This window comes from Pseudomonas sp. P8_241, assembly GCF_034008315.1.
Taxonomy (GTDB): domain Bacteria; phylum Pseudomonadota; class Gammaproteobacteria; order Pseudomonadales; family Pseudomonadaceae; genus Aquipseudomonas.
On sequence record NZ_CP125377.1, the window covers coordinates 111,439 to 123,482 of the forward strand.

9 protein-coding genes are annotated in these 12,044 nt (G+C 58.1%); 5 read left to right on the forward strand and 4 right to left on the reverse strand.

What is annotated here, in order from left to right; all coding sequences use genetic code 11:
• The first annotated feature begins 155 nt into the window (after positions 1-155).
• Positions 156-1,118: a LysR family transcriptional regulator gene (locus tag QMK58_RS00505; RefSeq protein ID WP_053163985.1), complete on the forward strand. Its 963-nt coding sequence runs from the start codon at positions 156-158 to the stop codon at positions 1,116-1,118.
• On the opposite strand, the gene QMK58_RS00510 is transcribed toward QMK58_RS00505, so the two are convergent.
• The 3 genes from QMK58_RS00510 to QMK58_RS00520 all read right to left on the reverse strand — a co-directional run bounded on the left by QMK58_RS00510 (position 1,060) and on the right by QMK58_RS00520 (position 5,317).
• Positions 1,060-1,266, reverse strand: coding sequence for a PA3496 family putative envelope integrity protein (locus QMK58_RS00510; protein WP_082344574.1), 207 nt, complete (start codon positions 1,264-1,266; stop codon positions 1,060-1,062). The two genes, QMK58_RS00505 and QMK58_RS00510, sit on opposite strands and share 59 nt — an antisense overlap.
• A gap of 176 nt (positions 1,267-1,442) precedes the next feature.
• Positions 1,443-2,309 (reverse strand): transcriptional regulator HexR, encoded by an 867-nt coding sequence (hexR, locus tag QMK58_RS00515; protein ID WP_007954250.1) that lies wholly within the window; start codon positions 2,307-2,309, stop codon positions 1,443-1,445.
• A gap of 134 nt (positions 2,310-2,443) precedes the next feature.
• Complete coding sequence (locus tag QMK58_RS00520; RefSeq protein WP_320395748.1) at positions 2,444-5,317, reverse strand: EAL domain-containing protein; 2,874 nt, start codon at positions 5,315-5,317, stop codon at positions 2,444-2,446.
• Positions 5,318-5,576: 259 nt separating this feature from the next.
• Between QMK58_RS00520 and uvrD the strand changes: the two genes are divergently transcribed.
• The 3 genes from uvrD to QMK58_RS00535 all read left to right on the forward strand — a co-directional run bounded on the left by uvrD (position 5,577) and on the right by QMK58_RS00535 (position 9,477).
• Entirely contained in the window at positions 5,577-7,760 is a 2,184-nt protein-coding gene (uvrD, locus tag QMK58_RS00525) for a DNA helicase II (RefSeq protein WP_053163989.1), read from the forward strand.
• Between the two features lie 288 nt (positions 7,761-8,048).
• Positions 8,049-8,930, forward strand: coding sequence for a Tim44 domain-containing protein (locus QMK58_RS00530; protein WP_053163991.1), 882 nt, complete (start codon positions 8,049-8,051; stop codon positions 8,928-8,930).
• A gap of 139 nt (positions 8,931-9,069) precedes the next feature.
• Positions 9,070-9,477, forward strand: coding sequence for an SMI1/KNR4 family protein (locus QMK58_RS00535; protein WP_053163993.1), 408 nt, complete (start codon positions 9,070-9,072; stop codon positions 9,475-9,477).
• 18 nt (positions 9,478-9,495) lie between these two features.
• Here the strand turns inward: QMK58_RS00535 and QMK58_RS00540 are convergent, their stop codons facing one another.
• Positions 9,496-11,259 carry a cation:proton antiporter gene (locus tag QMK58_RS00540; RefSeq protein ID WP_053163995.1) on the reverse strand — a complete coding sequence of 588 codons (1,764 nt, stop codon included), beginning with the start codon at positions 11,257-11,259 and terminating at the stop codon, positions 9,496-9,498.
• A 287-nt stretch (positions 11,260-11,546) separates the two neighbouring features.
• Between QMK58_RS00540 and QMK58_RS00545 the strand changes: the two genes are divergently transcribed.
• Positions 11,547-12,029, forward strand: a complete 483-nt coding sequence (locus QMK58_RS00545; protein ID WP_007971685.1) for an acyl-CoA thioesterase — start codon at positions 11,547-11,549, stop codon at positions 12,027-12,029.
• Positions 12,030-12,044 lie beyond the last annotated feature (15 nt).

A 12,044-nucleotide genomic window follows, 5' to 3' on the forward strand; every position in this document is an offset into this window, starting at 1 on the left:
TGCTAGACCCAGGTCGACGCGTGACCAAATGTTTCAATTTAGTCGCAGGGCCACACTAGCGCTCACAAGGGATTAACAAAAATGAATAATTATTGGGTCATGCATAAGTAAAGACTTATAGTTGAAACATCACCCCTCGGCTGGAGCGTTAACCAATGCGTAAGTCATTGATGCGTATGACATTGCGTCAACTGCAGATTTTCAACGAGGTCTGCGATTTACGATCCTACAGCCGCGCAGCCGACGAAATGTCACTCACACAACCTGCCGTCAGCCTACAGATTCGTCAACTTGAGGAGCTCGTCGGCCAGCCATTGTTCGATTACGTCGGCAAAAAGCTCTACATGACCGAAGCCGCTGAAGCGTTACAGCGAGCCAGTCGGGACATTTTCGGGCGCCTGGAAAACCTCGATATGCAGCTGTCGGACATGCAGGGCTCGTTGCAGGGTCAGCTGAAACTGGCAGTGGAATCCAGCGCCAAGTATTTCGTGCCGCACCTGTTCGCCGCATTTAAACGCCAGCACCCGGAAGTGAATCTGCAGCTGACTGTAGTCAATCGCGGACAAGTGATTCGGCGCTTGTCGGATAACCGCGACGATCTGGTAATCATGTCCATGGTGCCCCAGGACATGGGCCTGGAATTCTTGCCGTTCCTCAACAACCCGATCGTCGCCGTCGCGCCTCCGGATCATCCACTGTGTCATATGGGGCCGCTGCGCTTGCAGGATCTTGAGCCCTATACATTATTACTGCGCGAAACCGGTTCGGGTACGAGGCTGGCATGCGAGGAGTATTTCAAAGAGAAGCGCGTGCACTTCAACCAGACTCAGGAAGTCTCGTCGGCCGAAGCCCAGCGTGAATGCGTGCTGGCAGGCCTGGGCGTTGCGCTGTTGACGCGCCACGCCCTGAACCTTGAGTTGGCGACCGGCGGGTTGATCGAGTTGCCGGTCGAAGAACTGCCGCTATTGCGCAGCTGGTGCCTGGTGCAGGCCAAGGCGAAACGCCTGTCACCGGTGGCTCACGCCTTCCTTGCATTTATTCGCAGTGAACGTATTCAAATCAGCGCACTGGTTGAGCGTTTCGACGGGAAGTCGAGGGGGATGCCTGCCAGAAGTTGAGCTCCAGCTCGGGGAAGTCGCCGATTTCGGCCAGAAGCTGACGGCGTTCGCAGCGATCTTCGATGGCGCGGCGAAATTCCATGCGACGCTGATCTTCTTGCTGGCGACGGGTTTTGACAGCGCTGTTGCGTTCTTCGTAAGGGGCCATTTCGAGTCTCCCAAGGCGAGTACGGGAGTTTCAAGATAGGCGTGGGGGATGACGGTTTGGCGGCTTGGGCGTTACAGGGAGATGAACATTCATAAGCAAAGATCGCAGCCTTCGGCAGCGCCTACGCAGGAATGTGAAAACCTGTAGGAGCTGCCGCAGGCTGCGATCTTTTGATGTTAGTCGTCCAGCGCTTTGACCGACTTGGGCGACAACCGCAAGCTGCGCAGGCTGCGCTTCACGCTCTTGAGGTGATTGACCAGGCTCGGGCCGCGCGCCATGGCCACGCCCATCGCCAGCACGTCGATCACCACCAGGTGAGCGATACGCGAAGTCAGCGGCGTGTAGATTTCCGTGTCCTCATGCACATCGATTGCCAGGTTGACGGTCGACAGCTCAGCCAACGGTGTCTGGCTTGGGCACAAGGTGATCAACGAAGCGCCGCTTTCGCGCACCAGGTTTGCGGTGATCAACAAATCCTTGGAACGTCCGGACTGGGAAATGCAGATCGCCACGTCGGTAGGCTTGAGCGTTACCGCGGACATCGCTTGCATATGCGGGTCGGAATACGCCGCCGCCGTCAGCAGCAGACGGAAAAATTTGTGCTGGGCGTCCGCCGCGACCGCACCGGAAGCGCCGAAACCGTAGAACTCGACACGCTGAGCCTGGGACATCAAAGTCACGGCCCGCTGCAACTCCAGCGGATCGAGCTTCTCGCGAACTTCCATCAGGGTATGCAACGTCGTGTCGAAGATTTTCAGGCTGTAGTCGGCGACCGAATCATCCTCATGGATCGCAAACTGGCCGAAACTCGCACCTGCCGCCAGGCTTTGGGCCAGCTTCAGCTTCAGGTCCTGAAACCCGGAACAACCGATGGCACGGCAAAAACGCACGATGGTCGGCTCGCTAATGCCCACGCTGTGGGCCAGATCGGCCATGGAACTGTGCATCACGGCCGCAGGATCGAGCAGCACGTGGTCGGCGACCTTGAGCTCCGACTTGCGTAACAGGTGGCGAGACTGGGCGATGTGTTGCAGCAGATTCAAAGGGCTGGACTCTTTATTGTTGGCAGGAGCCGGAGATGTAGCACGCTTGTAGTTATACTACATGAATCGGCTTTTTGCCCGCTCAATGCGTAACTCAATGTCCCCATTTCACGCGTCGTTCACTCCATGTAGCCCTACAAGGCCTTTTCACTCCGACCTAGTAGCTCAGCCAGATCCAACGCTTCGACCGGCCGACTGATCAGATACCCCTGCACTTCATCGCAGCGCTCGACTTTCAGAAACTCCAGCTGCTCCTGCCGCTCCACGCCTTCGGCGACCACCTTCAGCGACAAGCCGTGCGCCATGGCGATGATCGCTCGAGTGATCGCCGTATCGGCGGTGCCCTCCCCCAGTCCCCGAATAAACGCCTGGTCGATCTTTACGTAATCCACCGGGATGCGCTTGAGGTAGCTCAGAGACGAGTAACCGGTGCCGAAATCATCGATTGCCAGTTTCACCCCAAGATCGCGCAACTGCTCAAACGTCGCGATGATGTGCTCGACACTGTCCAACAACTGGCTTTCGGTCAGCTCCAACTCCAACAGGTGGGGCGCCAGCCCGGTTTCCTCCAGCACCTGTCGCACAAGGCTGACCAGTTTGCCCTGACGCAACTGATGCACCGATAAATTGACCGACACACGGATCGGTTCAAGCCCCAGACGCTGCCACTCGCAGGCTTGCCAGCAGGCTTGGCGCAACACGAATTCACCGATCGGACCGATCAGCCCGGTCTCCTCGGCCAACCCGATAAAGTCCCCGGGCGGCACGCGCCCCATGGTCGGATGATCCCAGCGCACCAGTGCTTCGGCGGCATTCAGCCGCCCCGTGGCGAGACACAGTTTCGGTTGGTAAAACACCTTGAGTTGCTTTTCTTCAACGGCTTTGCGCAACTGGTTTTCCAGATGCAAACGCTCCAGCGTGCTGGCTTGCAAGCTGTCGGTATAAAACTGGAAATTGTTACCGCCCAAATGCTTGGCATGTTGCATGGCCATGTTCGACTGGCTGACCAACGCGGAAATTTCCCGGGCATTGTCTGGCAGCAGACTGATGCCCATGGAGGCACTGATCACCAATTCGTGCCCTTCAACCGCAACCGGTACGCGCAATTTGGTTGCCAGTCGTGTTGCCACACGCGCCAGGCTGGACAGGTTGCCGTAAGCGTTGAACAACACGGCGAACTCGTCGCCGGACAGCCGAGCGATGGTATCGGCCTCCGGCAGCGCGCTGACCAGGCGACGGGTCATTGTCTTCAGCAACTGATCGGCGATTTCATGACCAAGGCTGTCATTGAGCAACTTGAAGCGGTCCAGATTGATGTGCAGCAATGCCAGACTGCGATGACCACCCTGGCGTACTCGTTGATGCGCTTCATTGAGCCGCTCGCGAAACAGCGAACGATTTGCCAGCCCCGTCAGTTCGTCATAGTGCGTCAGGTAACGCATGCGTTCTTCGGATTCGCGCCTTGCGGAAAGATCAGCAAAGAAGCCGACGATGTGACTGACACGTCCTCGCCGATCGCGAACCGTATTGAGCTGCAGCCATTGGGGATACATTTCGCCGTTCTTGCGGGTTTCCACCAGTTCGCCTTGCCAACGGCCATGCTGCTCCAACGCCTGATGGATGGTTGCGTAATGACGGCGTGCATCGCGACTGCAAGGCAACTCGACCACGTTGCGTCCAAGAACCTCTTCAATGCCATAGCCCGTCACTTGGCTAAAGGCCTGGTTGACCGAAAGCAACGCGTAATCGGGGTCGAAAATCACGATGCCTTCGCTGGCCGCCTCAAACACCGTTGCTGCCAATTGTTGTTGTTCTTCCAGCGCCTTGCTGACGCTGATGTCACGACGGGTCCCGACCATGCGGATCACTCGGCCGTTTGCACTGCGCTCGACCGCACGCCCCCGGTCCTCGATCCAGACCCAATGACCTGCACCATGACGCACACGGTACTCGACCTGGTAATCCTCGCTGCGGCCCTTCAAATGCTCGACCAATGCCCGACGCAGTGTCGGAAGGTCATCAGGGTGCAAGCGTGGCTTGAGGTGGCGCAATATCGCTGTCACCTGATCCGGTTCGAGCCCGAACAACTCTTGAATCTGCGTGTGATGTACTTCGTCGGTTTGCAGATTCCAGTCCCACAACCCAAGTTCGCTGGCTTTCAACGCCAGTGCCAGACGCGCCTCGCTTTTGCTCAAGGCCTGGTTGGCGGCGTCCAGTTCCAGACTGCGCAGGGCAACGCGGCTTTCCAGCCCGGTCTGAACCTGACGCAGTTCGTCCTCGGCCCGTCGACGCTGGTCGACTTCCCGAGCAAGTTTCTGGTTGAGCTGATCGCTGTCGTTTTGAGCTTGCTGCAAATGCTCGATCAGCGCCTGATTCTGAAAGCGCCGCACCAATCCACGATCGATCACTCGATTGACTTGCCAGGCAACGACGCTCAGCGCGCCGAGCAGGATCAACCCAAACCATCCCCAGCCGTGCTGTTGTTCGTCACCGCTCCAAAACATATAGGCAATGGCCGGCAACAGGCAGGGCAAGGTAAACGACAGGAAGGCCGGCAAGCTGACCGCATAGGCCACACTGGCCGAGAGTGCTGCCGCACCGATCAGACCGAAAACCCACGCTTGCTGGATGAAGTTATCGGCAGGTACCAGGGCGATACCGGCGCCTGCCAGAGTCAACCCGGTCAGGCCAGAGCCGAGCAAAAACATGCGACGCCAGATCGGATTGGCCTGGCGGTGAGGGATTGCCGAGTCAAAGGCTGCCACCTGAATGACACGCAATGCCACCAGCGACAACAACCAGATCAACCAAACGCTGAGTAGAAAATGGCGCTGCGGGATCCAGAGTAAACCGGCGCACACCAGACCATTGATCAGCATGAATAATGTGGGCAGCAACGAACCCTGATACAGCAGGCGCGTGCGTTCGACCGCCATTTCCATGGCGTACTGTTTGCGGATCACCCGGGGCTCCACAGTGGGGCCCGACAGGTCGGAGCTGAGGGTCATAGGCGATATTCTTGTTCTTATAATGACGAGCATGTAGCCCGAAACGTCGACGGAGCATACACAAGCGGGAGCCTGTACCAAACTGCTGTTGATCAATAAATCGCCAAAGCTGCGATCCCTCCCAATGGTCATGAAAAGGCCATGAGGGCGCCCCGCCAACGTCTGCGACCGATGACCGACCAGTCGTCCCGAACGATCTTTCATCGGCAAAAGCAAACCGGGGTTTGCCCGGTGTGCCGCCGCCCCCTAGAATGCCCCGATGCGCGATGATCTCTCCCTTCTGCTGAATTCTCTCAACGATGCCCAACGCCAGGCCGTAGCCGCCGCCGTGGGTCGTCAGTTGGTCCTGGCCGGTGCTGGTTCCGGTAAAACCCGAGTGCTGGTGCACCGTATCGCCTGGTTGATCCAGGTCGAAAACGCCTCGCCCCACTCCATACTGTCGGTGACCTTCACCAATAAGGCCGCTGCCGAGATGCGACATCGCATCGAGCAGTTGATGGGTATCAACCCGGCCGGCATGTGGGTCGGCACCTTCCACGGTCTGGCACACCGGTTGCTGCGGGCGCACTGGCAGGAAGCCGGCCTGAGCCAGACCTTCCAGATTCTTGATAGCGATGACCAGCAACGTCTGGTCAAACGGGTGATCCGTGAGCTGGGTCTGGACGAGCAACGCTGGCCGGCCCGGCAGGCCCAATGGTTCATCAACGGGCAGAAAGACGAAGGCCTGCGCCCGCAACACATTCAAGCCAGCGGCGACCTGTTCCTGGCCACCATGCGCAGCATTTATGAAGCCTACGAGGCGGCGTGCCTGCGCGCGGGCGTCATCGACTTCTCCGAATTGCTGCTGCGCGCCCTCGACCTGTGGCGCGATCATCCAGGCCTGCTGGCGCACTATCAAAAACGCTTCCGACACATCCTGGTGGACGAATTCCAGGACACCAACGCCGTGCAGTACGCCTGGTTGCGTCTGTTGGCCAAGGGTGGCGACAGCCTGATGGTCGTCGGCGACGACGATCAGTCGATTTATGGCTGGCGCGGCGCGAAAATCGAGAACATCTACCAGTACTCCGAAGACTTCCCCGACGCCGAGACCATTCGTCTGGAGCAAAACTACCGCTCCACCGCCGGGATTCTCAAGGCAGCCAACGCCTTGATCGCCAACAACACCGGGCGTCTTGGCAAAGAGCTGTGGACCGATGGCGGCGACGGCGAAGCGATCAACCTGTACGCCGCGTTCAACGAACACGACGAAGCGCGCTACGTTGTCGAAACCATCGAAAGCGCGCTGAAAACAGGCCTTTCCCGCAGCGATATTGCGATTCTGTACCGCTCCAACGCCCAATCGCGCGTTCTGGAAGAAGCCTTGTTGCGCGAGCGCATCCCGTACCGCATCTATGGCGGCCAGCGCTTCTTCGAACGGGCGGAAATCAAGAACGCCATGGCCTATATGCGCCTGCTCGAAGGCCGCGGTAATGATGCGGCGCTTGAGCGAGTGATCAATGTACCGGCCCGTGGCATCGGCGAAAAAACCGTAGAAGCCATTCGAGACCATGCGCGCCACAGCGATGTGTCGATGTGGGAAGCGATGCGCCAGCTGGTGGCCAACAAGGGCCTGACCGGCCGTGCGGCGGGTGCTCTGGGGGCCTTCATCGAACTGATCGAAAACCTCGCCGCCAAGTGCATGGAGATGCCGTTGCACTTGATGACCCAGACCGTCATCGAGCAATCAGGCTTGATCGCCTACCACGAAGCGGAAAAAGGTGAGAAAGGCCAGGCACGGGTAGAAAACCTCGAGGAATTGGTCAGCGCCGCGCGTAACTTTGAAAACAGCGAAGAGGACGAGGATCTGACGCCACTGGCGGCGTTCCTCGGTCATGCATCGCTGGAAGCCGGTGACACTCAGGCCGACGAACACGAAGACAGCATTCAGTTGATGACCCTGCACAGCGCCAAGGGTCTGGAGTTCCCGTACGTGTTCCTCGTTGGCATGGAAGAAGGCCTGTTCCCGCACAAGATGAGCCTGGAAGAGCCCGGTCGTCTTGAAGAAGAACGGCGCCTGGCTTATGTCGGCATTACTCGCGCCATGCAGAATCTGGTGATGACCTATGCTGAAACCCGACGACTGTACGGCAGCGAAACCTACAACAAAGTGTCGCGCTTCGTACGCGAGGTGCCGAAAGGCCTGATTCAGGAAGTGCGACTCTCCAATAGCGTGAGTCGTCCGTTCGGCGGTAATCAGTCGATGAATGGCAGCAACCTGTTCAGCGGCAGCGAGATTCCGGAAACCGGATTCAGTCTGGGTCAGACAGTGCGCCACTCAATCTTTGGTGACGGCGTGATCCTCAATTTTGAGGGTGCCGGCGCTCAGGCGCGGGTGCAGGTGAATTTCAGCGAAGGCAGCAAGTGGCTAATGCTGGGTTACGCCAAGCTGGAAGCCATATAACAAGACTTTCTGTAGGCGCGAGCTTGCTCGCGAAGGTCGTCAACGATGGCGCGTTTTTCTAGATGAACGCGCTGCCCTTGGTTTTTTCGCGAACGAGCTCGCTCCTACAGGAATCATTCCTTCCGAACTAAATCACAAATCCTACAGACCAAAGTATACGGGTCCTCTAGCGCCGACAGAGCTGAACCCAACCTGTCAGGCAAAAGCCCGAAACACTCTGCCGCTAGCCAGTAACACTTCACCTGTGCAACATGGCGCGCGTGCCTTCCACAAATGGGAATTCCCTTTATGAAACGTTTTCTTAGCATCGCCATGGCGTTGTGCATCGGCCTGACGATGAGTCTCGACGTCAATGCCGCCAAGCGCTTCGGTGGTGGCAAAAGCGCCGGCGCTGCGCCGACACACCAAACCAGCCAGATGGCTCCTTCTTCTCCAGGCATGGGCGGCGCTGCGGCGACCGCTGGTGCTGCCGGTGCCGCAGGCGCCGCTGCCAAGGCCGGTGGCGCTTCGCGCTGGCTCGGCCCTCTGGCCGGCATCGCCGCAGGTGGCCTGTTGGCGTCCATGTTCATGGGCGACGGCTTCCAGGGCATGCAGATCTTCGACATCCTGATCATGGCGGTCATCGCTTTCCTGGTCTTCCGTTTCATCGCCGCCCGCCGCCGCAAGCAGCAGCCGCACATGGCTCCGGCAGGCTACGCCCCGCCGATGCAGCGTGAAGCATTTGAACAGAAACCTGCTGGCGGTTCGATCTTCGGCGGCGCGGCAGCACCAGTCGCCGCTCGTCCGGTCATCAACGCTCCAGCCTGGTTCAACGAACAGAACTTCATCGAAGCAGCGCGCAATCACTTCCAGTCCCTGCAACAGCACTGGGACGCAAACGAAATGGACAAGATTGCCGAGTTCGTGACCCCGCAAATGCTGGAGTTCCTCAAGCGCGAACGTGCCGACCTGGGCGACGGTTTCCAGTCCACCTACATAGATAACCTCAATGTGCAGCTGGACGGTGTGGATGATCGTGCCGACAAGACCATCGCTACCCTGACCTTCAACGGCGTGTCGAAAACCTCGCGTTTCGACCAGGGCGAAGTCTTCAGCGAAAGCTGGAACATGGAACGCGCTCAGGGCGAGAACCAGCCTTGGCTCGTGGCCGGTATCCGCCAGAACGGCTGATCCCGACTCCGCGTTTCACGTGCTGTAATGAAAACCCCAGCTTTGGCTGGGGTTTTCTATTTCGCGGTTGCATCTATAGCAAGCTACTGTATAAACCGCCCCATATAAACCGCGCCATACAAGCAAGAGGATCCCGGACGTGGAAGAAATCATCGAACAACTGCGTGAAGCCAACGAACCGGTACCGGTCCCCTTGGAGCTGCCCGACGAAGACCAGCTGGTGGAAATCGAGGAACAACTGTTCATCGACATTCCGTTTGTCTTCAGAGAATTTCTGCTGACCGTCAGCGACGTGGTCTACGGCAGCCTGGAGCCGGTGACCGTCACCGACCCGCAATCCCACACTTACCTGCCGGACGTTGCTGCCAACGCCTGGGATGCCGGCGTTGATCGCAGCCTGATCCCGATCTGCCAGGACGGTGACGATTACTACTGCGTCGAAGAAGACGGCACCGTGGTGCTTTGGCAGGCCGAAGAAGAGCTGATCGCCGAAGAAACCTGGGAGTCGGTGTGGCACTGGGCACGGGATGTCTGGCTGGAAAGCTGATTCAGCCGATGCCGGTGGTCAATGCCCGGACGACTCCTTGTGGTTGTCGAGAGTTTCCAGCAAAGCCACCTGCATCCGCGTGTGCACGCGAATGAACCAACGCCACAGCAGCGCCGCCACGGCGGCTGCGACGATGGCGATCAGCAGCAGCAACTTGTTGGTCGGCAGAATACTGGCCGACAAGGCTGCCAATAGCAGGAAGATCACCAGCAGAGACAGGATCGGGATCACTTCGGCGATCACCCGTCGCACTCGCTGCGTGTGCCGCCCGGCCATCTCCGGTTTCACGCCCATTTCCGCCAGCAACATCGACAATGCCTTTAACTTGCGGTACGCCGCGATCAGGAATGGCAGCGATAACAACAGCGCTCCGCCCCAGATCAACGCTTTCTGCCAACTCGGGTCGCTGATCCATTCTTCAAAGTAAGCAGCCATCCGCTCGGCAAAAAACGCACCCGAGAAGAAAATCGCAACCACCAGCGCCAGATTGACCCCCACCTGCAGCAATATCCGTCGAATCATCGATGCCAGCAAGGCGCCCTCTCCCTGCGGCTGGATACTGCGCAACCACTCGCCGTACATCCCCAACACCCTTCCCAGACGCTCGGGCATGACCTGCGCAAGTTTGATCGACAATGGATCGGCTGCGCGAATCAGATAAGGCGTGAGCAAGGTCGTGATCACCGAAACAGCCACCGCCACCGGGTATAGAAAGTTGCTGGTGACCTGCAAGGTCATGCCCAGCGCGGCGATGATGAAAGAAAATTCGCCGATCTGTGAAAGACCCATCCCGACGCGCAAAGAGGTTCGTCCATCGTTTCCGGCGATAAAGGCACCCAGGCCGCAGGACAACATCTTGCCGAGCACAACGGCTACCGTGATCACCGCAATCGGCCAGGCGTACTGCAGCAGGATCGTCGGGTCGAGCATCAGCCCGATCGCCACGAAAAAGATTGCACTGAACAAGTCGCGAACCGGTTCGATCAGGCGCTCGATCTTCAGCAATTGCCGCGATTCGGCCATGATCGCGCCAATCAGGAACGCACCCAGCACCATGCTGTATTCGAGCTTGACCACCAGCAGGCAGAAGCCGAAACACAGGCCCAGCACCGTGATCAGGAGCATTTCGTTGCTTTCGAACTTGGCCACGTAAGCCAGCAACCGCGGCACCATCAAAATGCCGAGGACCAACGCAACGATCATGAACAGCGAGAGCTTGCCGACGGTGGAAAACACCTCGCCGGAGCTGACCGTACCACTGACAGCGATACTCGACAGCAACGCGATGATGCCGATGCCCAGAATGTCTTCGACGATCAGCACACCGAAAATCAGCTGAGCAAACCGCTCATTCTTCAGTTTCAGATCATTGAGCGCCTTGACGATGATGGTGGTCGAAGAAATCGCCAGGATCGCGCCCAGGAACAGCGAGTCCATCGTGTTCCAGTCGAACCAGCGGCCGATCTCGTAGCCGATCCAGATCATCAGCACGATTTCCAGGAACGCTGCGATGAAGGCTGTGGCACCGACCTTGAACAGCTTGCGCAGACTGAACTCCAGGCCCAGGCAAAACATCAGGAAAATCACCCCGAGCTCCGCCAGGGTCTTGATGGTCTCTTCGTCGTGAATCAGTCCGAACGGGGGGGTGTGCGGGCCGATGATGAAACCGGCAACGATATACCCCAGCACCACCGGTTGCTTGAGGCGATGAAACACCACGGTCACCACGCCTGCGATCAACATGATCACTGCCAGATCTTGAATGAAACTGATGGCATGCATGGCGTGGCGCTCCCTGGATGTCATTGCCCAAAATCCAGCCGTAAGAACGGTCAGATTGAGCTGAGGAAAAATCTGAGTTACTTGTAGGAATTGCCCTCGAGGCTGGGGCTTTTGCAGGGTAACACCGCGACTTGCAGCAGAAAGGCGGTGCAATATATGGAAACAGATCGATTAGGCGTGACGGCGCACAGGCGCACGGCGTCCCGATAACTGCTGGTTTGAAAAAAACCGCTGAGGCACCCGCAGAGGTGCATCCCTCAAACGTTGCCTTAACCCGTGAGAATGCTATGGAACCCGGAAATGCCCAACTGTCGATGACGGTATTGATGACCCCCGACATGGCCAACTTCTCTGGCAATGTTCACGGTGGCACCCTGCTCAAATACCTGGACGAAGTGGCTTACGCGTGCGCCAGTCGTTACGCCGGACGCTATGTAGTGACCTTGTCGGTAGACCAGGTGATTTTTCGCGAGCCGATCCATGTCGGCGAATTGGTGACCTTTCTTGCATCGGTGAACTACACCGGCAACACCTCCATGGAAGTGGGCATCAAGGTCGTGACCGAGAACATCCGCGAACGCTCGGTCCGTCACACCAACAGCTGCTTCTTCACCATGGTCGCGGTCGATGATCAGCGCAAACCTGCCCAGGTACCGCCACTGCAACCGGACAACAGCGAGAGCAAACGGCGCTTCATCCAGGCTCAGCAACGCCGCCAGATTCGTCAGGAACTGGAAAAGCGTTATCAGGAAATCAAGGGCGACGCTTAAGCAAAAAATCGCAGC